This is a genomic window from Streptomyces sp. NPDC051211 (assembly GCF_040689505.1).
Lineage (GTDB): Bacteria > Actinomycetota > Actinomycetes > Streptomycetales > Streptomycetaceae > Streptomyces.
Map to the genome: position 1 here is coordinate 238,307 of NZ_JBFBAV010000002.1, position 25,285 is coordinate 263,591.

The following is a 25,285-nucleotide window of genomic DNA, read 5'->3' on the forward strand; positions in this document are numbered from 1 at the left end:
GTCTGGGGGCGGGTGCCACCGGGGGTGCCGCGACACGATCGTCCGGATCGCGATAGCGTCACCGGCGAACAGAGCTCGTACCACCTTGGAGGTGAGGGTGTCCCAGATCGCAGGCGAGCCCGGGACCCAGGACTTCGTCGAAGTCCGGCTGCCGGCCGCGGGTGCCTACCTGTCGGTGCTGCGTACGGCCACGGCCGGCCTCGCGGCACGTTTGGACTTCACCCTCGACGAGATCGAGGACCTCCGCATCGCGGTGGACGAGGCCTGCGCGATCCTGCTCCAGCAGGCCGTGCCCGGCTCCGTCCTCAGCTGCGTGTTCCGGTTGGTCGACGACTCGCTGGAGGTGACCGTGTCGGCCCCGACGACCGACGGGCGTGCACCGGAGCGCGACACGTTCGCCTGGACCGTCCTGTCGGCGCTCGCCGGCAAGGTCGAGTCCACGGTCGAGGAGGACCGCACGGTCAGCATCAGCCTCTACAAACAGCGCGGCGCGGGACCAGGCCCGGCGTGAGCGGCGGGGAGACCCCGGTGCGGGAGGCCGCCTCCGGCATCCCGGAGCAGCAGGCCCGGCCGCACCCGGTGGAGGCGGCAGACGGCTTTTTGGACTCGGCGGAGCGACGGGCGGGCCCTATGAGCGAGAACCAGCAAGAACACCAAGAGGTGCACGATCCACGCGACCGGAGCGGCGCGCGGGCCCTGTTCCTGGAGCTGCGGGACCTGCCCGAGGGCTCCCCGCAGCGGGCCGAGCTCCGCAACCGGCTGGTGCGCATGCACCTGCCGCTGGTCGAGCACCTGGCGCGGCGGTTCCGCAACCGGGGTGAGCCGCTGGACGACCTGACTCAGGTCGCCACCATCGGCCTGATCAAGTCGGTGGACCGGTTCGACCCGGACCGCGGGGTCGAGTTCTCCACGTACGCCACCCCGACGGTGGTCGGTGAGATCAAGCGGCACTTCCGCGACAAGGGCTGGGCGGTACGCGTCCCCCGGCGCCTCCAGGAGCTGCGGCTGGCGCTGACCACCGCGACGGCCGAGCTGTCCCAGCAGCACGGCCGCTCCCCCACGGTGCACGAGCTCGCGGAGCGGCTCGGGATCTCCGAGGAGGAGGTGCTGGAGGGGCTGGAATCGGCCAATGCCTACAGCACTCTGTCGCTGGACGTGCCGGACACGGACGACGAGTCGCCCGCGGTCGCGGACACCCTGGGCGCGGAGGACGAGGCGCTCGAGGGAGTCGAGTACCGGGAGTCGCTCAAGCCGCTGCTGGAAGGGCTGCCGCCGCGGGAGAAGCGCATCCTGCTGCTCCGCTTCTTCGGCAACATGACACAGTCGCAGATCGCGCAGGAGGTCGGCATCTCGCAGATGCACGTCTCCCGGCTGCTGGCCCGCACCCTGGCCCAGCTGCGGGAGAAGCTCCTCGTCGAGGAGTGATCCCGGGACACGGGTCGCGGGACGGGTCGCGGGACTGATCCCGGGACGGGTCGCGGGACGCAGGCGTTACGCCGCGTCCCGCGGGGTGATGCCGAGCGCCTCGGTCGCCGTCGGGTTCACCAGGAGGACGATGACGGCCAGCGCGGTGAGGGCCAGGGCCAGGGCGGCAGCGATCATCGCGCCGCCGGTGGTCCACAGGGTCCAGGCCACCGGCATGGCCATCAGCTGGGTGATCAGTGCCGGGCCGCGGCTCCAGCGGCGGCCCAGGCGCAGTCCGCGGGCCGCGATCAGCGGCAGCGCGGCGAGTGCGAGCACGGTGATGCCGCCGGTCACGGCCTGCTGCGGGGAGTCGGCATCGCCGGCGATGCCGACGAACAGCAGATAGACGCCGAGACCGGCCAGGGCCAGGCCTTCCAGGGCGGTGAGCGCCGCGGCGGCGGTCAGCCGGCCGGGGACGACGGACACGGGCGCGGGGGTCTGCTTCGTACTCACCCCAGCAGGGTAGCCGCGCCTCCGCGCACCGGTGGGGGGCGGGCAGTATGGGTGACGCATCAGGGTGGGTACTCTGACGCTCATGCGTGCACTTCTCGTGGCCAACCCAGCAGCGACCACCACCAGTGGGCGCACGCGTGACGTTCTGATCCATGCCCTGGCCAGCGAGATGAAGCTGGAGGCGGTGACCACCGAGTACCGGGGGCACGCCCGCGACCTGGGGCGCAAGGCGGCGGAGAGCGAGGACATCGACCTCGTCGTGGCCCTCGGCGGGGACGGCACGGTCAACGAGGTGGTCAACGGACTGCTGCACAACGGGCCGGATCCGGAGCGGCGGCCCCGGCTGGCCGTGGTGCCCGGCGGATCCACCAATGTGTTCGCACGTGCCCTGGGCCTGCCCAATGATGCGGTCGAGGCGACCGGTGCGCTGCTGGACGCGCTGCGGGAGCGGCGCGAGCGCACGGTCGGGCTGGGGCTGGCGGCCGGCCCGGCGGGCTCGGAGGACGAAGGGGTCCCGCAGCGCTGGTTCACCTTCTGCGCGGGATTCGGTTTCGACGCGGGCGTGGTCGGCCGGGTGGAGCAGCAGCGGGAACGGGGCAAGCGTTCGACGCACGGCCTGTACGTGCGGCAGCTCGTACGCCAGTTCCTGGAGGAGCCGAACCGCCGGCGCGGCACGGTGACGCTGGAGCGTCCCGGCGCGGATCCCGTACATGATCTTGTGCTGTCGATAGTGTGCAACACCTCCCCCTGGACATACCTGGGCAACCGCCCGCTGTACGCGTCCCCGGAGGCCTCCTTCGACACCGCGCTTGACGTGCTGGCATTGAACCGTTTGTCAACTCCGGCCGTCGCGCGGTACGCGACACAGCTGCTGACCTCGACTCCTGAGCGCGGTCCGCACGGCAAGCATGCGGTGTCTCTGCACGATCTGACCGACTTCACCTTGCATTCGAAGGTGCCGCTCCCCTTCCAGATGGACGGCGATCACCTCGGCCTGCGCACCAGCGTTCGGTTCACAGGCGTTCGCCGTGCACTGCGTGTGATTGTGTGAGTGGAAGGGCCTAAAGGCCTTTCACTCGAACGTTTAGGCGCCGGTCCACCCCTAAGAAGTACGGCTGTGACCTAGTCGACACCGACGAATCAAAAAAAACTTTCCGGAAGGGGTTGTATCCCCGTCCGAGGTTTGCGAATCTCTACATGGCGATCGGGACAGCCCGCAGCACCCGGCACCCACGAAGACCGCCAGAACCCCTCCACGAAACGACGGACCGCCCCGTGCAACTGGGCGTCGGCCCTTCACTTGCGGGGGGATTCGTGAAAGCGTTCACATTCACAAGCAACGTGCAAGTCACACAAGAGAGGTAGCAGCCATGGACTGGCGTCACAACGCCGTTTGTCGTGAGGAAGACCCCGAGCTGTTCTTCCCCATCGGCAACACCGGTCCTGCGCTGCTGCAGATCGAGGAAGCCAAGGCCGTCTGCCGCCGCTGCCCCGTCATGGAGCAGTGCCTGCAGTGGGCGCTCGAGTCCGGTCAGGACTCCGGCGTCTGGGGCGGTCTCAGCGAGGACGAGCGCCGCGCCATGAAGCGCCGCGCCGCTCGCAACCGGGCGCGCAACGCCAGCGCCTGACATCGACTTTCGAGCCTCGAGCCGCAGCGCGTAGTACCCATCAGCGCTCAGCAACGTGCTCTCGAGCCCCGGACCGGGAATCTTCGGTCCGGGGCTCAGTGCTGTGTGCCGCGCCCGACCCGACCAAGCTGGCCCGGGCCGGACCGGGCCGGTCACGCTGCGTGATTACTTCTGGGGGCTGGCCGGTATGTCGAGGACGACCTTGGTGCCGCGGGTCTCGCCCCGCACCATGTCGAAGCTGCCGCCGAGTTCCCCCTCGACCAGGGTGCGTACGATCTGCAGCCCGAGGTTGCCGGCCCGCTGAGGGTCGAAGCCCTCGGGCAGGCCGCGGCCGTCGTCGAGCACCGTGATCAGCAGTCGCGCGTCGTCCCGACCGCTGCCGCTGCGCATCGCGGACACCTCCACCGTGCCCCGCTCCCCCTGCGCGAAGGCGTGTTCCAGCGCGTTCTGCAGGATCTCGGTGAGGACCATCGACAGCGGCGTGGCCACCTCGGCGTCCAGGATCCCGAACCGGCCGGTGCGGCGGCAGTCCACCTTGCCGGGCGAGATCTCGGAGACCATCGCGATCACGCGGTCCGCGATCTCGTCGAACTCGACGCGCTCGTCCAGGTTGTGCGACAGCGTCTCGTGCACGATCGCAATCGAACCGACCCTGCGCACCGCCTCGTTGAGGGCCTCCCGGCCCTGATCCGAGTCCATCCGGCGCGCCTGGAGCCGCAGCAGTGCGGCCACCGTCTGCAGGTTGTTCTTCACCCGGTGGTGGATCTCCCGGATGGTCGCGTCCTTGGTGATCAATTCGCGTTCGCGACGGCGCAGTTCGGTGACGTCCCGGCAAAGGACGAGGGAACCGATCCGGGTGCCCTTCGGCTTCAGCGGGATCGCGCGCAGCTGGATGACCCCGCCGTTGCCCTCGACCTCGGTCTCCCGGGGGGCCCAGCCGCTGGCCAGCTTGACCAGCGCCTCGTCCACCGGGCCCCGGGACGGGGCGAGTTCGGCGGTGGTGGTGCCCAGGTGCTGGCCGACCAGGTCGGAGGCGAGGCCCAGCCGGTGGTAGGCGGAGAGCGCGTTCGGGGACGCGTACGTCACCACGCCGTCGGCGTCCAGCCGCATCAGACCGTCGCCGACCCGTGGCGAGGCGTCCATGTCGACCTGCTGGCCGGGGAACGGGAAGGACCCGGCGGCGATCATCTGGGCCAGGTCGGAGGCGGACTGGAGGTAGGTGAGCTCCAGCCGGCTCGGTGTACGCACGGTGAGCAGATTGGTGTTCCGGGCGATGACCCCGAGCACCCGGCCCTCCCGGCGGACCGGGATGGACTCCACCCGGACCGGCACCTCCTCGCGCCACTCCGGGTCTCCCTCGCGCACGATCCGGCCCTCGTCCAGGGCCGCGTCCAGCAGCGGCCGGCGGCCGCGCGGAACCAGGTGGCCGACCATGTCGTCCTGGTAGGAGGTGGGTCCGGTGTTGGGCCGCATCTGGGCGACCGAGACGTACCGGGTGCCGTCCAGGGTGGGCACCCACAGAACGAGGTCCGCGAAGGACAGGTCGGAGAGCAGCTGCCACTCCGAGACCAGCAGGTGGAGCCACTCCAGGTCAGTCTCACTGAGAGCGGTGTGCTGGCGTACGAGGTCGTTCATGGAGGGCACGTGTGCGAGCGTACCCCGGGTTCGGGAGATGACTTTCCGCACGGCTTTCCCACAGGAATACCCAGGAGTACCTTCGGCCGCGTACTGTTGGAGGAACCGACGGGTGCGGATCCGCCCTCCTCGGTGGATGGACAGAACAGATTGGTCTAGTCCACAATCAACAATGAAGCTTCCGCCCTCCCCGCACAGGAGGACGGATCGAGGGAAGCCGCGCGTTCTGCCCTGACCGCGCAGGCACCTCCAGCCGGCCGCCGGGACCGCACACCCGTCGGCCGAAAGTACTCCGGGCTACGGTGCCGGACGGGCTGAGGGTCCCGTCCCGGCACCGTGGCCCAGAGGAAAAATCGGGTTCTCCCCGTCACGCCGGCCAGGCCCGCAGTGCCACCTCGGCCACCGCCGCCAGTTCCTCCCGGCTCGCACCGTCCCGCGACTGCTGGGACATCCCCTGAAGCACCGCCCCGCTGTACCGGGCCAGCGCCCGCGCGTCGGTGTCCGCCGGCAACACCCCCGCGGCGACGTCCGCCCGGATACGGCTCTCGAAAGCCGCCAGATTCGCCTCCCGGCGCACCCGCAGGGCCTCCGCCACCTCCTCGGTGGTGGTGTTCACGGCCGCGCTGATCACCAGACAGCCCCGCGGATGGTCCGGGTCCGTGTAGACCTCGGCCGCCTCGCGCAGGATCCGCCCGATCGCGGAGCGCGCCGTGGGCTCCTCGGCGAGCGCGACGCTCCCGAAGTCCCCGTACCGGCCCCCGTACACCACCACGACCTCGTCGAAGAGCTTGCGCTTGTCCCCGAAGGCCGCATAGAGGCTGGGCGCGCCGATGCCCATGGCCCGGGTCAGGTCGGAGATCGACGTCGCCTCGTAGCCGCTCTCCCAGAAGGCCCGCATGGCCTTGTCCAGGGCGGCGTCTCGGTCGAAGGAGCGGGGCCTGCCGCGCTGTCCGGTCACCATGCCGCAATTCTATAGCGCCCACTATTCAATCTGGTACGGTCCCGTTTCTGTAGCGACCACTAGACATTGCTGAAGGGGGGCGCGTCATGGGCGTGCTCGAGGGGAAGACGGCATTGGTCACGGGCGGCAGCCGGGGCATCGGGCGGGCGGTCTCGATCCGGCTGGCGCGGGACGGCGCACTCGTCGCAGTGCACTACGGGCACAACGCGGTGGCGGCGAAGGAGACCGTCGAGGCGATCCGGGCGGCGGGCGGGCGCGCCTTCGCGATCCGGGCGGAGCTCGGGGTGCCGGGCGACGCCCAGGCCCTCTGGGCCGCGTACGAGGCGCATCCGGAGAGCACGGAGGAGGTCGACATCCTGGTCAACAACGCGGGGGCGGCGGCCTTCGCGGGGATCGAGGACACCGACGAGGAGGCCTACGACAAGGCCCACGCACTGAACGCCAAGGCGCCCTTCTTCATCATCAAGCACGGGCTGGCGCGGCTGCGGGACGGCGGCCGGATCGTGAACGTGACCGGCACCCCCGCCCTCGCCCTGCCCGCCATCCTGGCCACCATCACGGCGAAGGGCGCGGTGAACGCCCTGACGGTCTCACTGGCCGCGCAGCTCGCCCCGCGCGGGATCACCGTGAACTCGGTGGGCCCCGGGATCATCGAGACCGACCTCAATGCCGGCTGGCTCGCCGACCCGGCGGCCCGCGCGCACGCGGCGTCGCGGTCGGTGTTCCACCGGGTGGGCACGGCGGAGGAGGTCGCCGACGTGGTGGGCTTCCTGGCCTCGGCGGACTCCCGCTGGGTGACGGGCCAGCACCTGGACGCCACGGGCGGGCTCCAGCTGGCCCTGCTCTGAGCCTCACCCCGGCGCACCCCGGTGCGCGCCCGTGCACATCCGTGCGTCTCGGTCCGGGAGGCCGGGGGCCCCGATCGGGAACACCATGGAAGTGGCCGAAGCACCGCCGGGGCGGGCCCGGCTCTGCTAGATTGGTCTATACCACAACGCTCCAGACTCCTCTCCAGATCGGCAGGCCCAGCGTGGAAGTTGTCATCGTCCCGGACGCCAAGGCAGGCGGCGAGCTCATCGCGGAGGCCATGGCCGCCCTGGTCCGCCGCAAGCCCGACGCCCTCCTCGGCGTGGCGACCGGCTCCACCCCGCTGCCGGTCTACGAAGCGCTGGCCGGCAAGGTGAAGCGCGGCGAAGTGGACGCGTCCCGCGCCCGGATATGCCAGCTCGACGAGTACGTCGGCCTGCCGGCCGGGCACCCGGAGTCCTACCGCGCGGTCGTGCTCCGCGAGGTCGTGGAGCCGCTCGGCCTGTCCGAGGCCTCGTTCATGGGCCCGGACGGCTCGGCCGCGGACATCGTCGGCGCGTGCGAGGCGTACGACCGGGCCCTCGCCGAGGCCGGCGGCGTGGACCTCCAGCTGCTGGGCATCGGCACCGACGGGCACATCGGCTTCAACGAGCCGTGCTCCTCGCTGGCTTCCCGCACCCGCATCAAGACGCTGACGGAGCAGACCCGCGTCGACAACGCGCGCTTCTTCGACGACGACATGGACCAGGTGCCGCACCACGTCATCACCCAGGGCATCGGGACCATCCTGGACGCCCGCCACTTGGTGCTGCTGGCCACCGGCGAGGGCAAGGCCGAGGCGGTCGCGCAGACCGTCGAGGGCCCGCTGTCGGCACTGGTCCCGGCCTCGGCCCTGCAACTGCACCGGCACGCCACCGTGGTCGTGGACGAGGCGGCGGCGTCGAAGCTGAAGCTGGCGGACTACTTCCGCCACACCTACGCCAACAAGCCTGCCTGGCAGGGGCTGTAGCCACACCGGCACACCACGAAGGGCCGGGCTCCCCTCAGGGGGTGCCCGGCCCTTCGTGTGTGCGGCCGGGCACAACCCAGCCTCGCCGGCGTTTGAGGCGCCGCGTGGGGCCCGCTACGCGGCACCGCCGCGGCGCGGGGCTTCCCGGGCGCTGCCCGGACCCGCGCCTCAAACGCCGGCGGGGCTGGATGTGGCTGATGCCGCCCGCCTGCCGCCGACGGGCTGGATTGCCCGCAGGGCAATTCCAGCCTCGCCGGCGTTTGAGGCGCGGGGTCTGGGGCGGAGCCCCAGCAGGGACTGCCCGGGCCGCTACGCCCCCGCGATGGCCTCCGCCGCGGCGCGGCCGCACACGCGGGCGGCGCCGTGCGTGGCGACGTACAGCGCGCCCACCGGCTCCGCGCGCGGCAGGCCCATCTCCACGACCACCGTGTCGGGCCGGGCGGCGACCAGTCCGGTGAGGGCGGCCGTCATCCACGGGTGCCGGTGCGCGTCGCGGACCACCGCGACGATCGTCCGCTCCCCCGCCGCCGCCAGGATGTCCGCCGCCGCGACGCCCTCGGCGTAGGTGGCGGACGCGGTGCCGGGGAGCAGCTCGGCGAGCTCCGCCGCCGGGCCCCACGGGGTCTCGTCGCCCACCGCGATGTTCGCGACCGGGGAGAGGGTGGCGACGTACGGGGCGTCGAGCGGGGTCCGGACACCGGTCAGGGTCACCGCGCGGCGGGCCGCGGCCAGGCCGATGCCGGGCGCGCTCCCCTCCTGCGGCGCGCCCGGCGCAGCGGCTGCCCGGGAGTGCCGGGTCCATTCGGCGAGGGCCCGCACCCGGGCGGCCGCGTCGGCGAGCCGCTCCTCGGGCAGGGTTCCCCCGCGCACCGCCTCCACCAGCGCGTCGCGCAGGCGCAGTACGGTCGCCTCGTCGGCCAGTCCCCCGCCCACGCAGATCGCGTCGGCGCCGGCGGCGATCGCCAGCACGGACCCGCGCTCGATGCCGTAGGTGCCGGCGATGGCGTTCATCTCCATGCCGTCCGTGACGATCAGGCCCTCGTAGCCGAGCTCCTTGCGCAGCAGTCCGGTGAGGATCTGCGGGCTGAGGGTGGCGGGCCGGGTCGGGTCCAGGGCCGGCACCAGGATGTGCGCGCTCATCACCGCTTTGGTGCCGGCGGCGATGGCCGCCTTGAACGGGACCAGTTCGCGGGCGTAGAGCGTGTCGAGGTCCGCGTCGATGCGGGGCAGCGCGTGGTGCGAGTCGACGTTGGTGTCGCCGTGGCCGGGGAAGTGCTTGGTGCAGGCGGCGACCCCGGCGGCCTGCAGGCCCTGCACGTAGGCGGCGGTGTGCCGGGCGGCGAGGTGGGTGTCGGCGCCGAAGGACCGTACACCGATGACCGGGTTGTCCGGGTTGGAGTTGACGTCGGCGGACGGGGCCCAGTTGAGGTTGACCCCGCACTCGGCCAGCCGCCGGCCCAGCTCGCGGGCGACGTCCCGGGTGAGGTCCACGTCGTCGACCGCGCCGAGGGCCAGGTTGCCGGGGAAGGAGGAGCCTGCGTGCACCTCCAGGCGGGTGACGTCGCCGCCCTCCTCGTCGATGGCGACGAGTACGTCGTCCCGCTCGGCCCGCAGCTGCGCGGTGAGCGCGGCGAGCTGCCCGGGGGAGGCGATGTTCCGGCCGAACAGGCCGACGGCGGTGAGGCCCTGGGAGACCTGGCGGAGCAGCCAGGCGGGGGCGGTGGTGCCCTCGAAGCCGGGCTGGAGGACGGCGAGCGCGTCCTGGGTGACCGTATCGGTGCGGTGCGCAAGGACAGTCATGGTGCCGTTATCCCTTCACGGCGCCGGCGGTCATCCCGCCGACGGCCTTGCGCTGGAGGAAGACGAAGATGAGCAGGACCGGCAGGGCGAAGAGGGTGGAGGCGGCCATGGTGGCGCCCCAGTCGTTGCCGAAGGCGGTCTGGAACTGGGTGAGCCACAGCGGCAGGGTCTGCGCGGACTTGTCCTTGTTGAGGATCAGGACCATCGCGAACTCGTTCCAGGCGGTGATGAAGCCGAAGAGCGAGGTGGACATCAGGCCGGGGGCGAGCAGCGGGAAGATCACCTTGCGGAAGGCCTGGCCGCGGGTGCAGCCGTCGATCTGGGCGGCTTCCTCCAGGGTCACCGGGACGGCGGCGATGAAGCCGCGGAGGGTCCAGATGGTGAAGGGCAGGACCATCACGAAGTAGATCGCGGTGAGCAGCGGGAGGCTGTTCAGCATCTCCGCGTCGCGGGCGATCATGTACATCGCGATGACCATGACCTCCCAGGGGGCCATCTGCGCCATCATCACGCCGAGGACCAGGCCCTTGCGGCCCTTGAACTTCATCCGGGCGATCGCGAAGCTCGCGGCGAGGGCGACGAGCAGGGCGAGCAGCACGGCGCAGACCGTGACGATCAGGCTGTTCTGTACGTACGTCCAGAACAGGTCGACGCCGGTGGCGGTGCCGAAGTTGTCGAAGGTGGGGACGAAGAAGAAGACCGGGTCCTTGGTGAGGATCTCGCTCGACGGCTTCATGGCCGAGGAGAACATCCAGTACACCGGGAAGACGAAGACCGCGGCGAGGAGGAGGGCGCCGAGGTTCTTGGCGACGGCGGCCGGGCGGAGCGGCTTGCGCTTCCGGAGGATCTGCTGCTGGCTCACTGGTCGTCCTCCTGCTTCAGGATCAGGCGGAAGTAGAAGGACATGACGACCAGGAGCATGACGATCGTCAGAACGGAGATCGCGGCGGCGAGGCCGTAGTGGCCCTGGCTCTGGCCCTCGATGTAGGCGAAGACCGGGAGGGTCTCGGAGGCGCGGTCGGGGCCGCCGGCGTTCATCGCGTAGACCTGGGTGAAGACCTTGAAGACCCAGATCACCTCGAGGAAGGTGGTGACCAGGAAGAAGGACTTCAGGTTCGGGTAGACGACCTTCCAGAAGGTCTGCCAGCCGTTCGCGCCGTCCATCTTGGCGGCTTCGTACAGTTCCGCGGCGACGGTGGTGAGGCCGGCGTACATGTTGAGGGCGACGAAGGGGATGGAGCCCCAGACCACCAGGATGGTGATGATCGCCAGGGTGGAGAAGCCGGTCTCGAACCAGTTGTGCTGCTCGTAGCCGGAGAAGCCGAGCGTGCGCATCAGCCAGTTGACGACGCCGAACTGCTCGTCGAACAGCCACTGGAAGACGGTGACGGAGGCGACGATCGGCATGGCCCACGCCATCACCAGGGCCAGCGACAGGACCAGGCGCATCTTCTTGCCGAGGCGGTTGAGCAGGATGCCGATCAGGCTGCCCAGCACCATGATCAGGGCCACGTTGGCGGCGGTGAAGGCGAAGGTCCGGACGACAACGGTCCAGAACTGCGAGTCGCCGAGCAGCTCGGTGTAGTTGTCGAAGCCGATGAACGGCGCCTTGCGCTGGATCAGTTCGATCCGGTTGACCTGCTGGAAGCCCAGCAGGATGTTCTTGGCGAACGGGTAGAGCAGCAGCCCCGCGAGGCTGATGACCGCCGGCGCGATCAGCGCGTACGGCAGCCAGCCCGACGGGAGCGACCTTCTGCCCCCGCGAGGAGACGGCCGGCCCGGGCCGGGAGCGGTCTGCGTCGGCGGCGTGGGCGGCCTTCCGGCGGACTTCTGTGGTGCGTCCTGTGGAGCGCTGGTCGCCGCTCCCTGGGAGTGCACGGTCATGTTGTGGCTTCCTCGCGGTTGACTGTGGCGTCAATGCGCGACCGGGGGCACGGCGGGCGCGCGGGCGCCTGCCGTACCCCCCGGTGCGTTGTCCTGCTGCCCTGCGGGTGGGTGTTACTTGTTGATGCGGCCGGCGATTTCCTTGTCGGCCGCCTCGCCCGCCTTCGCGGCGTCCTCACCCTTCAGGACCTTGGTCATGAACTCCTTGATGGGGTTCGGCTCGGTCTCCACGTTCGCCCAGCCCGGGGTGATCGGGGTGATCTTGCCGGAGACGGCACCCTGGGCCATGGCCTCGGCGAAGGAGCCGGCCGGAGCCTTGAAGTTCGCGGCCTCCTGGTTCGGGAGCAGCGCGCCCTTGAGCTCGGCGGCGTACTTCGTCATCTGGTCCTTGCCGGCGGCGAGGGCGAGCCACTCCTTGGCGAGGTCCTTGTTCTTGGAGCGCTCGGCGACGGCGAGGTTGGAGCCGCCGAGGAAGGTGGCGCCCGGCTTGTCGGCGGTCTTGCCCGGGATCGGGAAGAAGCCGAAGTCGGCCTCCTTGCCCGCTTCCTTCAGCGCCTTCTCGGCACCGGCGGCCTCCCAGCCGAGACCGATCCAGGAGGCGACGCCGCCCTTGGGGACGATGTCGGTGGACTGCTGCGGGGTCGCCTCGTCCTTGTCCTTGGGGGCGGTGGAGAAGGCCTGGAGCTTCTTGTAGAAGTCCATGCCGTTGGCGGCGGCGGGGGTGCCGAGCTGGCCCTTCCACTTGTCGCCGTCCTTGACGGCGAGGTCGCCGCCCTCGTCCCAGATGAAGCCGGCGAGGACGTACCAGCTCTGGCCCGGGAGGTAGATCGGCTGGGCGGCCGGGTCGGAGGCCTTCAGCTTCTCCAGGCCGGCGATCCACTCGTCGCGGGTCTTCGGCGGGGTGATGCCGGCCTTGGCGTAGGCCTTCTTGTCGTAGACGACGACGCGGTTGGCGGCGTACCAGGGGGCGGAGTAGAGCTTGCCCTCGACCTCGGCCGAGGGCAGCATGCTCTTGGCCCAGGCGTCGGCACCGAGCTTGGCCTTGTCACCGGTGAGGTCGGCGAGGCCGCCGGTGACGGCGTAGCCCGCGGTCTGGGTGTTGCCGAGCTCGATGACGTCCGGCGGGGTGCTCTCGGAGAGGGCCGTGGTGACCTTCTCCTGGATGCCCTTCCACTGCTGGACCTCGACCTTGACCTTCACACCGGCGTGCTTGGCCTCGAACTCCTTGTTGACCTCGGCGATCCAGGCGTCGGGGGCGGAGCCGTCCATCACCCAGACGGTGAGCTCCTTGTTGCCGTTCGCGTCGGTCTTGCCCTTGTCGTCGCCGTCGTTGCCGCACGCAGCAACGCCGATCATCATGCCCGCGACACTGACCGCCGCGATGAGCTTGCGCTTCACGCCACCCTCCTCAGGGATGCTGCACTGCACTTCCCTTGCCCGCCGCGATGACATGCGCCAAGTGCTGCCTGTGGGGCTGGGATCTGGTCCATATTGGTTTAGACCAGTAACCGGAGCTTGGCCTAGACCTTTAGGGGTGTCAAGGGTCTAATGAACGGGTGCTCGGTCCGTTATCGGACCGACACCTGAGGGAGGGGCGAGGTCCGCCCTCCGGCACGTGTCACGATGTGACCGCACATAACGGAGGAGCCGGTGACGGCAGCGAAAACGGAGTCGGGAAGGCGGGCGGCAATGGCCACCGAAGGGGCGCTCACGGAGCCGGACGGCGGGGCAGCCACTCGCACCGCACGTGTGCCCAAGTACTACCGACTCAAGCGGCATTTGCTCGAAATGACCGAGACGCTGCCGCCCGGCACCCCGGTGCCGCCCGAGCGGACCCTGGCGGCCGAGTTCGACACCTCGCGGACCACCGTCCGGCAGGCCCTGCAGGAGCTCGTGGTCGAGGGCCGGCTGGAGCGGATCCAGGGCAAGGGGACGTTCGTCGCCAAGCCGAAGGTCTCCCAGGCGCTCCAACTCACCTCGTACACCGAGGACATGCGGGCCCAGGGGCTGGAACCGACCTCCCAGCTCCTCGACATCGGCTACGTGACCGCCGACGACACCCTGGCCGGACTGCTGAAGATCACGACCGGCGGCCGGGTGCTGCGGATCGAGCGCCTGCGGCTGGCCAGCGGCGAGCCGATGGCCATCGAGACCACCCACCTCTCGGCCAAGCGCTTCCCGGCCCTGCGCCGTTCGCTGGTCAAGTACACCTCCCTCTACACCGCTCTCGCCGAGGTGTACGACGTCCACCTCGCGGAGGCCGAGGAGACCATCGAGACCTCCCTGGCCACCCCGCGCGAGGCCGGCCTGCTCGGCACCGACGTCGGGCTGCCGATGCTGATGCTCTCCCGGCACTCGTACGACGCCGACGGCGAGCCCGTCGAATGGGTCCGCTCGGTCTACCGCGGCGATCGATACAAGTTCGTTGCCCGGCTCAAGCGCCCCTCCGTCTGATCTCGTAGTTGACTCTCGTACCGGATTGCGGACGGGGACTTACGATCACCGGGACGGTCCCCGTAGATTCCTGCGCTCACGCAGATGATCAACGAGGGGACGAGAGCCGTGCCGGAACCGGGATCAACAGAGGCAACAGGGACAGCAAGTACAACGGGTGCAGCGGGTACTGAACGGCGGATGACGCCCCAGTCCGTCGCCATATGGGTGCTCGTGGCACTCGTGGGCGCCATCGGCTGGGGCGTTCTCGCCCTCTCGCGCGGCGAGGAGATCTCGGCCGCGTGGCTGCTCGCCGCCGCACTGGGCTCGTACGCGATCGGCTACCGCTTCTACTCGCGGTTCATCGCGCGCCGGGTGCTGAAGGTCGACAAGACGCGGGCCACCCCCGCCGAACGCCTTGACAACGGTGTCGACTTCCACCCGACGGACCGCCGGGTGCTGTTCGGCCACCACTTCGCCGCCGTGGCCGGCGCCGGCCCGCTGGTCGGCCCGGTGCTCGCCGCGCAGATGGGCTACCTGCCCGGCACCATCTGGATCGTCGCGGGCGTCATCTTCGCCGGCGCCGTCCAGGACATGGTCACGCTGTTCTTCTCCACCCGGCGCGACGGCCGTTCGCTCGGTCAGATGGCCCGGGACGAGATCGGCCCGGTGGGCGGCGCGGCCGCACTGGTCGCCGTGTTCGCCATCATGATCATCCTGCTGGCAGTGCTGGCACTGGTCATCGTCAACGCCCTGGCGCACTCCCCGTGGGGCGTGTTCTCCATCGGCATGACCATCCCGATCGCCCTCTTCATGGGCTTCTACCTGCGCGTGCTGCGGCCCGGCCGGGTCACCGAGATCTCGGTCATCGGCGTCGCGTTGCTGCTGCTCGCCATCGTCGCGGGCGGCTGGGTCGCGGAGTCCTCGCTGGCGGACACCTTCACCCTGGAGAAGGAGACGCTGGTCCTGTGGATGGTCGGGTACGGCTTCCTGGCATCGGTGCTGCCGGTGTGGATGCTGCTCGCGCCCCGGGACTACCTGTCCACCTTCATGAAGATCGGCACCATCGCGCTGCTCGCGATCGGCGTGGTCATCGCGATGCCGACGCTGAAGATGCCCGCGGTCACCGAGTTCGCCTCGCGCGGCGACGGCCCGGTCTTCGCCGGCTCGATGTTCCCGTTCGTGTTCATCACCATCGCCTGTGGCGCCCTGTCGGGCTTCCACTCCCTGGTCTCCTCGGGCACCACCCCGAAGATGATCCAGAAGGAGACCCAGGTCCGGATGATCGGCTACGGGGCGATGCTGACCGAGTCCTTCGTCGCGGTCATGGCGATCATCGCGGCCTGCATCATCGAGCCGGGCCTGTTCTTCGCCGTCAACTCCCCCGGCGGGGTCATCGGCACCACGGTCGAGTCCGCCTCCCAGGCGGTGACCGACTTCGGCTTCGCCATCTCGCCGGAGGCGCTCACCCAGGCCGCCAAGGACGTCGAGGAGTCCAGCCTGCTGTCCCGTACGGGCGGCGCCCCGACCTTCGCACTCGGAATGTCGGAGATCTTCTCCTCCGTCATCGGCGGCGCGGGCATGAAGGCGTTCTGGTACCACTTCGCGATCATGTTCGAGGCGCTCTTCATCCTGACCACCCTCGACGCGGGCACCCGGGTCGGCCGGTTCATGCTCCAGGACACCCTCGGCAACGTCCACAAGTCCTTCAAGGACGTCAGCTGGAAGCCGGGCGTGTGGTTCGCGAGTGCGATCGTCGTCGGTGGCTGGGGCTACTTCCTGTGGGTCGGCATCAAGGATCCGCTGGGCGGCATCAACCAGCTCTTCCCGCTCTTCGGCATCGCCAACCAGCTGCTCGCCGCGGTCGCACTGGCCGTCTGCACCACGCTGCTGGTCAAGTCCGGGCGGCTCAAGTGGGCCTGGGTGACGGGTGTTCCGCTGGTCTGGGACGCGACGGTGACGCTGACCGCGAGCTACCAGAAGGTCTTCTCGGACGACGTGAAGGTCGGCTTCTTCGCCCAGCGCGACAAGTACCAGGCGGGCATCGACGCGGACAAGGTGCTGCCGCCCGCGAAGTCGATGGACGACATGCACACGGTGGTCACCAACGCCACCGTCGACGGCGTCCTCTCCGCCCTGTTCGCGGTGCTGATCATCATCGTCCTGGCGGACGCTGCCCGGACCTGCATCAAGGCCGTCCGCCGCCCCGAATCGGTGACCCTCTCCGAGGTCCCGTGGACCGAGTCGAAGATCGTCGCCCCGGCCGGGCTGATCGCAACGGCCGAGGAACGGGCCGAACTGGCGGCCGCCGGCCTCGACTCCGGCGGCGGCAAGGTGAAGGAACCGGTCACGTGACCACGCTGCGGCAGCGCCTGGCCAAGGTCCGGTTCTACGTCCGCGAGTTCTCGGGCGAAGCGGCGTACGACCGGTACGTCGCCCACGCCCGCTCGCACGACCCGGACGCGGAGGTCATGACCCGGCGCGCCTTCGAGCACGCCCGGGTCGACGCCCGCGAGGCGGACCCGCGCGAGGGCTTCCGCTGCTGCTGAGTTCCCGTACGTGCGCAGGGCCCCGCCGATCCCCGGCAGGGCCCTGCGCGGTCTGCTGCCTCAGCGCACCCAGTCCTTGAGGGGCTCGCTCTGAAAGGTAATGCCGACAGGCTCGGGGAGTTCGACATCCTGGCCGAAGGGCACGGTCCGGGCGTTCTGGTAGCGGCGACCGTTGGGCTCGCTGTAGACGGTGACCTCGCAGCTGTCGCGGTCGACGAGGAGGTACACCGGGATGCCCGTCTGGGCATAAGCGCGTGGCTTCTCGTTGCGATCGCGCCCGTCGGTATCGGAGTCGTACGAAGTGACCTCGACAACCATCAGAACAGGCGCCGGATCAGCCCACTCCCCTTGGCCGACGAAGGCGTCGTCCGGAGCCATGGATGCGTCCGGGCGCGCGCGGCCCGAGCGGTATTCCTGGACCTTCAGACCCCGCTCGACGTGAAGCCACAACTCGGGCCGGTGCTGCATACAGACGCGAGACAGCCACAGCACAATTCGGTCGTGGTCCCCGTCGGGCACTGCCTTGACCCCCAGCTTTCCGTCGATGAACTCCAGCCGCAACCCCTCGATCTCACGGGCGCCTATGCGCGCCAGGGATTCGAACTCTTCGGTCAGCATCTTGGGCCGGTCGGTCATCACGGTCATGCCTCGCTCGCCTTCTTCGACGGTCTGTCTCCGACGATAGCGCCGGGCGCCCACACCCGTCGCGCAGACTGGACAGCATGGACATAGTGATCAGGGCGGCCGTGGCCGCCGAGTACGCCGAACTGGGTGAGATCACCGCGGCCGCGTACCTCGGCGACGGGCTGCTCGACGACAACGGGACCGACTTCTACGAGAAGAAGCTGCGGGACGTCGCCGGGCGGGCCGGGGACGGGGAAGTGCTCGTGGCCGTGCTCGACGGGCGGCTGCTCGGCGGGGTGACCTTCGCCCCGCCCGGCAGCCCGCTCGCCGACATCGCGGGCCCCGCGGAGGCCGAGTTCCGGATGCTCGCGGTGGCTGCCGCCGGCCGCGGGCGGGGCGCCGGGGAGGCCCTAGTGCGAGCCTGCATCGAGCGGGCCCGGGCCATCCACGGGGTCCGGCGGCTGGTGCTCTCCACCCAGGCCGGGAGCCCGGCCGCGCACCGGATCTACGAGCGGCTGGGCTTCGTACGGACCCCCGATCGGGACTGGTCGCCGATCCCCACCGTGCCGCTGCTCACCTACGCCCTGGAGTTGCACGGCCCGGCACAGTAGCCGCGCCGACACAACATGTGGGGGGTCACGCATGCACGGCCCCCCACATGTATGCTCATGGCTGCTGTCGCCGCAGGGGAATCCGGTGCGAATCCGGAACTGTCCCGCAACGGTATGAAAGCGCACCTTTCGCCAGAAGGGGCGCCCCAAGTCCGAGCACCTGCCGACGGTGCGCCCTGACCGACCGGTCCGGGTGCCGATTCGTCCGGGCCTCGCGGTTGGGCCGGTGGACGCCATGCGGTGTACGCGTTCCTGCCACGCCCGCATGTGCTGCCTCGCGCCCCGCCTTCCGCAGGTGACCGGAGCCGAGCGAGGAGAGCTCCCCCGTGACCATCGCGCCTGCCGCACCGCGCGCCGAGTCCGCCCAGCCCGCCGAAGGCCCGGGCGCCGCGCTGCTGCGGACTCTCACCGAGCTGACCGCCGATCTGCCCGACACCGACCCCGGCCGGGTCGCCGCCGCCGCGCTGCGCGGCCGGAGCTCGGACGCGGACGAGGCCGAGCTGCGGGGGCTGGCCACCGAGGCGGCCGCGGGGCTGATCTCCGAGGACCCGGCGTACTCGCGGCTGGCCGCGCGACTGCTCACGCTGGCCATCGCCGAAGAGGCGGCCGGCCAGGGCGCGGTCTCCTTCGCCGAGTCCGTCGCCGTGGGCCACCGCGAGGGTCTCATCGCCGACCGCACCGCCGACTTCGTGCAGGCCCATGCCGCGCGGCTCGACTCGCTGGTCGAGCACGCGCTCGCCGAGGGCGCCGACGACCGGTTCGGCTTCTTCGGCCTGCGCACCCTGCACAGCCGCTACCTGCTGCGGCACCCGATCACCCGTCAGGTCATCGAGACCCCGCAGCACTTCATGCTGCGCGTGGCCTGTGGCCTCGCCGAGGACGACAGCGTGGCCGCGGTCGAGGAAGTCGCCTCCCTCTACCGGCTGATGAGCCGCCTCGACTACCTGCCGTCCTCCCCCACCCTCTTCAACTCCGGCACCCGGCACCCGCAGATGTCCTCCTGCTACCTGCTGGACTCCCCGCTGGACGAGCTCGACTCGATCTACGACCGCTACCACCAGGTGGCCCGCCTGTCGAAGCACGCGGGCGGCATCGGCCTGTCGTACTCCCGGATCCGCGCCCGCGGTTCGCTGATCCGCGGCACCAACGGGCACTCCAACGGCATCGTCCCGTTCCTGAAGACCTTGGACGCCTCCGTCGCCGCCGTGAACCAGGGCGGCCGCCGCAAGGGCGCCGCCGCCGTCTACCTGGAGACCTGGCACGCGGACATCGAGGAGTTCCTGGAGCTCCGCGACAACACCGGCGAGGACCAGCGCCGCACCCACAACCTGAACCTGGCGCACTGGATCCCGGACGAGTTCATGCGACGGGTCAACGCCGACGGCCAGTGGTCGCTGTTCTCCCCGGCCGATGTGCCCGAGCTGGTGGACCTGTACGGCGACGATTTCGACGAGGCCTACCGCAAGGCCGAGGCCGCCGGGCTGGCGAAGAAGACCATGCCGGCCCGGGACCTGTACGGCCGCATGATGCGCACCCTCGCGCAGACCGGCCAGGGCTGGATGACCTTCAAGGACGCCTCCAACCGGACCGCGAACCAGACCGCACTGCCGGGCTCGGTGGTCCACTCCTCCAACCTCTGCACCGAGATCATCGAGGTGACCAACGACGGCGAGACCGCCGTCTGCAACCTCGGCTCGGTCAACCTCGGCGCCTTCGTGGTGGAAGGGGCCGAGGGCGGGGAGCTCGACTGGGAGCGGCTGGACGAGACCGTCCGGACCGCCGTGACCTTCCTCGACCGGGTCGTGGACATCAACTTCTACCCGACCGAGCAGGCCGGCCGCTCCAACGCCCGCTGGCGCCCGGTGGGCCTGGGCGCGATGGGCCTGCAGGACGTGTTCTTCAAGCTGCGGCTGCCCTTCGACTCCGCCGAGGCCAAGGCCCTCTCCACGAAGATCGCCGAGCGGATCATGCTCGCCGCGTACGAGGCCTCCGCCGACCTCGCCGAGCGCCACGGCCCGGTTCCCGCCTGGGCGCAGACCCGTACCGCGCAGGGCGTCCTGCACCCCGACCACTACGGTGTGGAGCACCACTGGCCGGAGCGCTGGGCGGCGCTGCGGACCCGGATCGCCGCGACCGGCATGCGGAACTCGCTGCTGCTGGCGATCGCCCCGACCGCGACGATCGCCTCGATCGCCGGCGTGTACGAGTGCATCGAGCCGCAGGTCTCCAACCTCTTCAAGCGCGAGACGCTGAGCGGTGAGTTCCTGCAGGTCAACGCCTACCTGGTGGAGGAGCTGAAGAAGCTCGGCGTGTGGGACGCGCAGACCCGCGAGGCGCTGCGCGACGCCTCGGGCTCGGTGCAGGGCTTCGGCTGGATCCCGGCCGAGGTCCGCGAGCTGTACCGGACGGCGTGGGAGATCCCGCAGCGCGGCCTGATCGACATGGCGGCGGCCCGTACCCCGTACCTGGACCAGAGCCAGTCGCTCAACCTGTTCCTGGAGACGCCGACCATCGGGAAGCTCAGCTCGATGTACGCGTACGCCTGGAAGCAGGGCCTGAAGACCACCTACTACCTGCGGTCCCGCCCGGCGACGAAGATCGCCCGCGCCGCGTCCGGCAGCGCCGCCGTCCCGGCCGCCGCCACCCCCCTCCCGCAGGCCGTCGACGCCGACGCGCTGGCCTGCTCCCTCGAGAACCCCGAGTCCTGCGAGGCCTGCCAGTAATGAGCTCCACCGAAAAGGCTGCAATGAACAAGAACCTGCTCGACCCGGGCTTCGAGCTGACCCTCCGTCCGATGCGCTACCCGGACTTCTACGAACGCTACCGGGACGCGATCAAGAACACCTGGACGGTGGAGGAGGTCGACCTGCACTCCGACGTCGCCGACCTCGCCAAGCTGACCCCTGCCGAGCAGCACATGATCGGCCGCCTGGTCGCGTTCTTCGCGACGGGTGACTCGATCGTCTCGAACAACCTGGTGCTCACGCTCTACAAGCACATCAACTCCCCGGAGGCGCGCCTGTACCTGTCGCGCCAGCTGTTCGAGGAGGCCGTGCACGTCCAGTTCTATCTGACGCTGCTGGACACCTACCTGCCCGACCCGGACGACCGCGCGGCCGCGTTCGACGCGGTCGAGGAGATCCCCTCCATCCGCGAGAAGGCGCAGTTCTGCTTCAAGTGGATGGACTCGGTCGAGAAGATCGAGCGTCTGGAGACGGCCGCCGACCGGCGCCGCTTCCTGTTGAACCTGATCTGCTTCGCGGCCTGCATCGAAGGCCTGTTCTTCTACGGCGCCTTCGCCTACGTGTACTGGTTCCGGTCGCGCGGTCTGCTGCACGGCCTGGCCACCGGCACCAACTGGGTGTTCCGCGACGAGACCATGCACATGAACTTCGCCTTCGAGGTCGTGGACACGGTCCGCAAGGAGGAGCCGGAGCTCTTCGACGACAAGCTCCGGCAGCAGGTCACGGACATGCTGAAGGAGGCCGTGGAGGCGGAGCTGCAGTTCGGCCGCGACCTGTGCGGTGACGGTCTGCCGGGCATGAACACCGAGTCGATGCGCGAGTACCTGGAGTGCGTGGCCGACCAGCGGCTGGTCCGCCTCGGCTTCCCGCCGGTGTACGGCTCGCAGAACCCGTTCTCCTTCATGGAGCTCCAGGGCGTCCAGGAGCTGACCAATTTCTTCGAGCGCCGCCCCTCGGCCTACCAGGTCGCGGTGGAGGGCACGGTCGACCTGGACGAGGACTTCTAGGTCCGATCCGCTCTTGCTAGCGTCCCCGCCCATGGGAAGAAGCACCTGGTCGACCAGGGCCTCGGGCGGGGGCGCAGTGCTGTGTGCGGCGGCCGCGCTGTGGCGGGCGCTGTTCCGGGCGGGACCGCCGCTGCCCGATCCGTGGCTCGCCGTGCTCGGGTCGGCGGCGGTGCTGTGCGCGGCCGGCTGGGTGTGGGCAGCCGTCCGGCCGGTCCGGCCGCCGCGGGCCGTTCCCGCGGAGCCGCCGCCGGGTCCGCCGGCCCGGATGCCCTGGCGGGCGGCCGGCCGGCTCCGGGTGCCGGGGCTGGTGTGCTGTGTGCTCTTCCTGCCGATGCTGCTGGTCGATCTGGGGCTGCGGCCCGATGGTGCCGAGGCGCGGCGGATCGCGGTGCTGCGCGAGGCCGGCGCGATCGTCGACGAGGCCCGGATCGAGGCGGTGCACCGCCGGAACCCGCGGACCGACCTGACCGTACGGGTGCCCGGGCTCGCGGTGAGCGGCCACGAGTCGGTGCGGGTGACGGGTGCGGTGGTGGACGGCAGGCCTGCGGCCGGCGGCCGGGTGCTGGTCCTGCACGTCCCCGGCTCCCCCCGGCTGGGCGGCTACGTCGACGAGCCGGGCGTCCTCGCCCGTTATGCCGCGGATGCCCCGGGCGGCTGGGCGCCGCGCTTCTTCCCCGGGTCGGAGCTGCTGTTCTTCCTGCCGGTGATCGGACTGCTGAGCACTGCCGTCCTGAGCCTCGTGGTGCTCCGGCCGCCCGCCGGGGTACGGGCGCTGCGCGCCGATGCCCGGACCCCGGGCCGGCAGGTGTGGGGGGTCCGCGCGCAGGTGCGCGTCGCCCGGCGGACCGCCGAGGCGGCCACCGGGCGTACGGGCCGGACCTGGCTGGCGTTCACCACGGCCGACGGCGTCGAGTTCAAGGCGGGCGGGGAGGTCGGGCCGGTGGACCACGAGCTGGCCGCGGTGGCGGCAGAACTCACCGGCCGGACCGGCTGGTTGTGCGGCCGGGCCCGCGACGGGAAGCTTTCCGGCCCGCAGTCCGTGTGCTTCACCACCGACACGGGCGACACGGTATGGCTGCTCCTGGACCCGAGCACCTTCCGGCGGGTCCTGCGGGGGCGGACGGCCAGGGTGACGGCGGAGCACCGGGGACGGCTGCTGAGGCCGCGCGCCGAGGTCCGGCTGCGCTCCCATCTGCCCTGGCTGGCGGGGGTGTTCGCGGCCTGGGCCCTGCTGTTGCCGGTGCTGCTCACCCCGTCCGGCCACGGCCGCTCGTGGCTGCTGGTCGGCCTGTCCGCGGTGGCGTTCGCCGGTGGCCTGCTACTGCTGTGGCGCGGCCGGTCCGTGGCGCGGGCCGCGGGGACGGGCTGGGAAACCGTCCCCGCCCGGACCCGGAGGGCGCCGCGCCCCCGTACGGAGCCCCGCCCGGTCGCTTCGGCCGGGTCGTGAGGATCCACGGGGCGGGCCCCGGTTCACTCGCAGGACGCGTGCCGCAGAGCGACGGGGGCCGCACCCGGACGGGCCTGCTCACGACGGTGCCCGTCGCGAACGACCTGCGCGCGCTGCCGGGCGGCGCGTAGCTGCCGGTCGATGCGGCGCTCGTGCAGGACTCCGTACAGGGCGGGGCCGGCGAGGAGGGCGGCGACGGCGAGGACGGTCAGGTGGTTCAGGAGCGTGTTCATGACTCCACTTTCGGCCGGGCGGGCCTCGCGGGATAGTGGCAGGACTGTCATGAAAGAGCGAATTACTGCCACATCGGTGGCACACTGGAGAGCATGCTGAACAACGTGGCCGTCGCCGCCGTCAACGGGGTCACCCCCTTCGAGCTGGGGATCTTCTGCGAGGTCTTCGGGATCGACCGCAGCGCCGTGGGCCTGCCGGTCTACGATTTCGCGGTCTGCGCGGCGGAAGAGGGGCCGCTCGTCGTCGGGGACGGGCACTTCGGCCTGACCCTGCCGTTCGGCCCGGAACGGCTGGAGGAGGCCGACCTGATCTGCCTGCCCGCCGACCGCGGGGCCCCCACCCGCGAGTACCCCCAGCCGCTGCTCGCCGCCCTGCACCGGGCCGTGGACCGCGGCGCCCGGGTGCTGAGCGTGTGCAGCGGGGCCTTCATGCTGGGCGCGGCCGGACTGCTCGACGGCCGCCGCTGCACCACCCACTGGATGCACGCACCCGCGCTGCTCCGCCGCTACCCGCGCGCCCTGGTCGACCCGGACGTGCTGTACGTGGACGAGGGCCAGATCATCACGGCCGCCGGCACCGCCTCCGGGATCGACGCGTGCCTGCACGTGGTCCGGCAGGAGCAGGGCGCCGAGGTGGCCAACACCATCGCGCGCCGGATGGTGGTCCCGCCGCACCGGGACGGCGGCCAGGCCCAGTACATCCGGCGCCCGCTGCCGCGCACCGCCTGCGACACGATGGGCGAGGTGATCGCCTGGATGGCCCGCCACCTGGCGGAGGAGATCACCGTGGAACAGCTGGCGGAGCGGGCGCACATGTCCGCGCGCACCTTCGCCCGCCGTTTCCTCGCCGAGACGGGCACCACGCCCTACCAGTGGCTGCTGCGCCAGCGGGTGCTGCTGGCACAGGAGTTGCTGGAGTCGTCCGACGAGACGGTGGACGCGATCGCGGGCCGCTGCGGCTTCGGCAATGCCGCCGCCCTGCGCCACCACTTCCTGCGCACCCTGGGCACCACCCCGAACGCGTTCCGGCGCACCTTCCGGGGGCCGCAGGCGGCCTGAGGGCCTGCGTCACTTCTTGCAGGTGACGTTGGCGGTCGCGGTCGCCGACTTGCCCTTCGAGGGTCCGCTGTCGATCACCAGCTTCCGGGTGATGGTGGCCGACGTCGCCCCGGCCGGCACGGCCGCCTGGTCGCTCCTTCCGCGTAACCCTCCCCCCGGGTGATTCGCGGCGCGCGTCACTTCCATGCTCTCCCGCTCCGGGAGACCGTGTCGACCGGGTCGGCCGGGGTCGGCCGAAGCCCCGCTTACGCGTTCGGGACGGTCTCGTAGCGCGGGGTGCCCTCTTCCATCTGGCGCAGGGCGTCCTTGCGGTCCCGCTTCGAGAGCCGGTCGATGTAGAGGTAGCCGTACAGGTGGTCGGTCTCGTGCTGGAGGCAGCGGGCGAAGTAGCCGGAGCCCCGGACCTTGATCGGGTTGCCCTGGGCGTCCTGCCCGTGGACCTCGGCGAAGTCCGGGCGGGCCAGCGAGGCGTACGCGGTCGGCACCGACAGGCAGCCCTCGTTGGAGTCGTCCAGCACCCGCGCGGCGGCCGGCAGCTCGACCAGCTTCGGGTTCACCACGACACCGGTGTGGCGCACGCCGTCGTCGTCCGGGCAGTCGTACACGAAGACCTTCTGGTCCACCCCGATCTGGTTGGCCGCCAGACCCACGCCCTCCGCCGCCTTCTGACTGGCGAACATGTCGTCGATCAGCTGCGCCAGCTCGTCGCCGAACTCGGTGACGTCCTTGCACTCCCGGTGCAGCACCGGGTTGCCGACCACCGTGATGGGGCGGGCGGTCCCGCGCTCGCGGTAGGCGAGTTCGCGCGCCTCGCAGTCCTCGGTGTCCACGACGTAACCCTCGTCGTCCACCGTGACGACCTCGTTCTCCTGCTGCGCCATCTCCGCCGTACGCCTTCCCTCAGGTCTGTGGTGTGCGCGTACAGCCTACGGCCCAC

24 protein-coding genes and 1 riboswitch are annotated in these 25,285 nt (G+C 70.7%); of the genes, 14 read left to right on the forward strand and 10 right to left on the reverse strand.

Annotated features, from left to right (window positions below; all coding sequences use genetic code 11):
• Window positions 1-97: 97 nt before the first annotated feature.
• Complete coding sequence (locus tag AB0447_RS04070) at window positions 98-511, forward strand: anti-sigma regulatory factor (protein ID WP_030153599.1); 414 nt, start codon at window positions 98-100, stop codon at window positions 509-511.
• Entirely contained in the window at window positions 508-1,425 is a 918-nt protein-coding gene (locus AB0447_RS04075; RefSeq protein ID WP_366474874.1) for an RNA polymerase sigma factor SigF, read from the forward strand. Before AB0447_RS04070 ends, AB0447_RS04075 begins: the two co-directional genes overlap by 4 nt.
• Window positions 1,426-1,491: 66 nt before the next feature.
• Here the strand turns inward: AB0447_RS04075 and AB0447_RS04080 are convergent, their stop codons facing one another.
• A complete protein-coding gene (locus AB0447_RS04080) occupies window positions 1,492-1,917 on the reverse strand; it encodes a hypothetical protein (RefSeq protein ID WP_366474875.1) in 426 nt (141 codons plus the stop codon).
• An 82-nt stretch (window positions 1,918-1,999) separates the two neighbouring features.
• Here AB0447_RS04080 and AB0447_RS04085 point away from each other — a divergent pair, with 82 nt between their 5' ends.
• Both AB0447_RS04085 and AB0447_RS04090 read left to right on the forward strand, forming a co-directional pair.
• Window positions 2,000-2,968, forward strand: a complete 969-nt coding sequence (locus AB0447_RS04085; protein WP_366474876.1) for a diacylglycerol kinase family protein — start codon at window positions 2,000-2,002, stop codon at window positions 2,966-2,968.
• A 319-nt stretch (window positions 2,969-3,287) separates the two neighbouring features.
• Complete coding sequence (locus tag AB0447_RS04090) at window positions 3,288-3,545, forward strand: WhiB family transcriptional regulator (protein ID WP_003953983.1); 258 nt, start codon at window positions 3,288-3,290, stop codon at window positions 3,543-3,545.
• A 165-nt stretch (window positions 3,546-3,710) separates the two neighbouring features.
• Here AB0447_RS04090 and AB0447_RS04095 read toward each other — a convergent pair whose 3' ends face one another.
• The gene (locus AB0447_RS04095; RefSeq protein ID WP_366475089.1) at window positions 3,711-5,180 is read right to left on the reverse strand and encodes a PAS domain-containing sensor histidine kinase; all 1,470 of its coding nucleotides are present in this window, start codon (window positions 5,178-5,180) and stop codon (window positions 3,711-3,713) included.
• A 367-nt stretch (window positions 5,181-5,547) separates the two neighbouring features.
• On the reverse strand, window positions 5,548-6,141 hold the full coding sequence (locus AB0447_RS04100) for a TetR/AcrR family transcriptional regulator (protein ID WP_366474877.1): 594 nt from the start codon (window positions 6,139-6,141) through the stop codon (window positions 5,548-5,550).
• Window positions 6,142-6,227: 86 nt separating this feature from the next.
• Between AB0447_RS04100 and AB0447_RS04105 the strand changes: the two genes are divergently transcribed.
• Both AB0447_RS04105 and nagB read left to right on the forward strand, forming a co-directional pair.
• Window positions 6,228-6,989 (forward strand): SDR family oxidoreductase, encoded by a 762-nt coding sequence (locus AB0447_RS04105; protein ID WP_366474878.1) that lies wholly within the window; start codon window positions 6,228-6,230, stop codon window positions 6,987-6,989.
• A 182-nt stretch (window positions 6,990-7,171) separates the two neighbouring features.
• On the forward strand, window positions 7,172-7,957 hold the full coding sequence (gene nagB, locus AB0447_RS04110) for a glucosamine-6-phosphate deaminase (RefSeq protein WP_366474879.1): 786 nt from the start codon (window positions 7,172-7,174) through the stop codon (window positions 7,955-7,957).
• Window positions 7,958-8,266: 309 nt separating this feature from the next.
• Here the strand turns inward: nagB and AB0447_RS04115 are convergent, their stop codons facing one another.
• From AB0447_RS04115 to AB0447_RS04130, 4 genes are all read right to left on the reverse strand, one after another.
• Window positions 8,267-9,757 carry a glycoside hydrolase family 3 protein gene (locus tag AB0447_RS04115; RefSeq protein WP_366474880.1) on the reverse strand — a complete coding sequence of 497 codons (1,491 nt, stop codon included), beginning with the start codon at window positions 9,755-9,757 and terminating at the stop codon, window positions 8,267-8,269.
• Window positions 9,758-9,764: 7 nt separating this feature from the next.
• Complete coding sequence (locus AB0447_RS04120) at window positions 9,765-10,604, reverse strand: carbohydrate ABC transporter permease (RefSeq protein ID WP_366475090.1); 840 nt, start codon at window positions 10,602-10,604, stop codon at window positions 9,765-9,767.
• A gap of 11 nt (window positions 10,605-10,615) precedes the next feature.
• Window positions 10,616-11,641: a sugar ABC transporter permease gene (locus AB0447_RS04125; RefSeq protein ID WP_366474881.1), complete on the reverse strand. Its 1,026-nt coding sequence runs from the start codon at window positions 11,639-11,641 to the stop codon at window positions 10,616-10,618.
• A 114-nt stretch (window positions 11,642-11,755) separates the two neighbouring features.
• Entirely contained in the window at window positions 11,756-13,039 is a 1,284-nt protein-coding gene (locus AB0447_RS04130; RefSeq protein ID WP_366474882.1) for an extracellular solute-binding protein, read from the reverse strand.
• A 291-nt stretch (window positions 13,040-13,330) separates the two neighbouring features.
• Here AB0447_RS04130 and AB0447_RS04135 point away from each other — a divergent pair, with 291 nt between their 5' ends.
• The 3 genes from AB0447_RS04135 (at window position 13,331) to AB0447_RS04145 (ending at window position 16,623) form a co-directional block, all read left to right on the forward strand.
• Window positions 13,331-14,095 carry a GntR family transcriptional regulator gene (locus AB0447_RS04135; RefSeq protein ID WP_366474883.1) on the forward strand — a complete coding sequence of 255 codons (765 nt, stop codon included), beginning with the start codon at window positions 13,331-13,333 and terminating at the stop codon, window positions 14,093-14,095.
• Between the two features lie 180 nt (window positions 14,096-14,275).
• A complete protein-coding gene (locus AB0447_RS04140) occupies window positions 14,276-16,429 on the forward strand; it encodes a carbon starvation CstA family protein (protein ID WP_366474884.1) in 2,154 nt (717 codons plus the stop codon).
• The gene (locus tag AB0447_RS04145) at window positions 16,426-16,623 is read left to right on the forward strand and encodes a YbdD/YjiX family protein (RefSeq protein WP_366474885.1); all 198 of its coding nucleotides are present in this window, start codon (window positions 16,426-16,428) and stop codon (window positions 16,621-16,623) included. The genes AB0447_RS04140 and AB0447_RS04145 overlap by 4 nt, the downstream gene beginning before the upstream one ends.
• Before the next feature lie 60 nt (window positions 16,624-16,683).
• On the opposite strand, the gene AB0447_RS04150 is transcribed toward AB0447_RS04145, so the two are convergent.
• A complete protein-coding gene (locus AB0447_RS04150) occupies window positions 16,684-17,268 on the reverse strand; it encodes a Uma2 family endonuclease (RefSeq protein ID WP_366474886.1) in 585 nt (194 codons plus the stop codon).
• A gap of 77 nt (window positions 17,269-17,345) precedes the next feature.
• Between AB0447_RS04150 and AB0447_RS04155 the strand changes: the two genes are divergently transcribed.
• The 4 genes from AB0447_RS04155 (at window position 17,346) to AB0447_RS04170 (ending at window position 23,056) form a co-directional block, all read left to right on the forward strand.
• Window positions 17,346-17,858, forward strand: a complete 513-nt coding sequence (locus tag AB0447_RS04155) for a GNAT family N-acetyltransferase (protein WP_366474887.1) — start codon at window positions 17,346-17,348, stop codon at window positions 17,856-17,858.
• A 41-nt stretch (window positions 17,859-17,899) separates the two neighbouring features.
• A riboswitch (cobalamin riboswitch) is annotated at window positions 17,900-18,041 on the forward strand.
• A 143-nt stretch (window positions 18,042-18,184) separates the two neighbouring features.
• Window positions 18,185-20,581 carry a ribonucleoside-diphosphate reductase subunit alpha gene (locus AB0447_RS04160; protein ID WP_366474889.1) on the forward strand — a complete coding sequence of 799 codons (2,397 nt, stop codon included), beginning with the start codon at window positions 18,185-18,187 and terminating at the stop codon, window positions 20,579-20,581.
• Window positions 20,581-21,609, forward strand: coding sequence for a ribonucleotide-diphosphate reductase subunit beta (locus AB0447_RS04165; protein ID WP_366474890.1), 1,029 nt, complete (start codon window positions 20,581-20,583; stop codon window positions 21,607-21,609). The genes AB0447_RS04160 and AB0447_RS04165 overlap by 1 nt, the downstream gene beginning before the upstream one ends.
• Window positions 21,610-21,640: 31 nt before the next feature.
• A complete protein-coding gene (locus tag AB0447_RS04170) occupies window positions 21,641-23,056 on the forward strand; it encodes a hypothetical protein (RefSeq protein ID WP_366474891.1) in 1,416 nt (471 codons plus the stop codon).
• A gap of 23 nt (window positions 23,057-23,079) precedes the next feature.
• Here AB0447_RS04170 and AB0447_RS04175 read toward each other — a convergent pair whose 3' ends face one another.
• Window positions 23,080-23,289, reverse strand: coding sequence for a hypothetical protein (locus AB0447_RS04175; RefSeq protein WP_366474892.1), 210 nt, complete (start codon window positions 23,287-23,289; stop codon window positions 23,080-23,082).
• Between the two features lie 93 nt (window positions 23,290-23,382).
• Here AB0447_RS04175 and AB0447_RS04180 point away from each other — a divergent pair, with 93 nt between their 5' ends.
• On the forward strand, window positions 23,383-24,348 hold the full coding sequence (locus AB0447_RS04180) for a helix-turn-helix domain-containing protein (protein ID WP_366474893.1): 966 nt from the start codon (window positions 23,383-23,385) through the stop codon (window positions 24,346-24,348).
• A gap of 245 nt (window positions 24,349-24,593) precedes the next feature.
• Here the strand turns inward: AB0447_RS04180 and def are convergent, their stop codons facing one another.
• Entirely contained in the window at window positions 24,594-25,229 is a 636-nt protein-coding gene (gene def, locus AB0447_RS04185; protein ID WP_366474894.1) for a peptide deformylase, read from the reverse strand.
• Window positions 25,230-25,285: the final 56 nt, after the last annotated feature.

Bases quoted from the DNA above. Each gene is read 5' to 3' on its own strand.
- AB0447_RS04085 (WP_366474876.1), top strand. From the start codon at position 2,000: ATGCGTGCACTTCTCGTGGCCAACCCAGCAGCGACCACCACCAGTGGG.
- AB0447_RS04090 (WP_003953983.1), top strand. From the start codon at position 3,288: ATGGACTGGCGTCACAACGCCGTTTGTCGTGAGGAAGACCCCGAGCTG.
- AB0447_RS04095 (WP_366475089.1), bottom strand. From the start codon at position 5,180: ATGAACGACCTCGTACGCCAGCACACCGCTCTCAGTGAGACTGACCTG.
- AB0447_RS04100 (WP_366474877.1), bottom strand. From the start codon at position 6,141: ATGGTGACCGGACAGCGCGGCAGGCCCCGCTCCTTCGACCGAGACGCC.
- AB0447_RS04105 (WP_366474878.1), top strand. From the start codon at position 6,228: ATGGGCGTGCTCGAGGGGAAGACGGCATTGGTCACGGGCGGCAGCCGG.
- AB0447_RS04115 (WP_366474880.1), bottom strand. From the start codon at position 9,757: ATGACTGTCCTTGCGCACCGCACCGATACGGTCACCCAGGACGCGCTC.
- AB0447_RS04125 (WP_366474881.1), bottom strand. From the start codon at position 11,641: ATGACCGTGCACTCCCAGGGAGCGGCGACCAGCGCTCCACAGGACGCA.
- AB0447_RS04135 (WP_366474883.1), top strand. From the start codon at position 13,331: ATGGCCACCGAAGGGGCGCTCACGGAGCCGGACGGCGGGGCAGCCACT.
- AB0447_RS04140 (WP_366474884.1), top strand. From the start codon at position 14,276: ATGACGCCCCAGTCCGTCGCCATATGGGTGCTCGTGGCACTCGTGGGC.
- AB0447_RS04150 (WP_366474886.1), bottom strand. From the start codon at position 17,268: ATGACCGTGATGACCGACCGGCCCAAGATGCTGACCGAAGAGTTCGAA.
- AB0447_RS04155 (WP_366474887.1), top strand. From the start codon at position 17,346: ATGGACATAGTGATCAGGGCGGCCGTGGCCGCCGAGTACGCCGAACTG.
- AB0447_RS04165 (WP_366474890.1), top strand. From the start codon at position 20,581: ATGAGCTCCACCGAAAAGGCTGCAATGAACAAGAACCTGCTCGACCCG.
- AB0447_RS04170 (WP_366474891.1), top strand. From the start codon at position 21,641: ATGGGAAGAAGCACCTGGTCGACCAGGGCCTCGGGCGGGGGCGCAGTG.
- AB0447_RS04175 (WP_366474892.1), bottom strand. From the start codon at position 23,289: ATGAACACGCTCCTGAACCACCTGACCGTCCTCGCCGTCGCCGCCCTC.
- AB0447_RS04180 (WP_366474893.1), top strand. From the start codon at position 23,383: ATGCTGAACAACGTGGCCGTCGCCGCCGTCAACGGGGTCACCCCCTTC.
- def (WP_366474894.1), bottom strand. From the start codon at position 25,229: ATGGCGCAGCAGGAGAACGAGGTCGTCACGGTGGACGACGAGGGTTAC.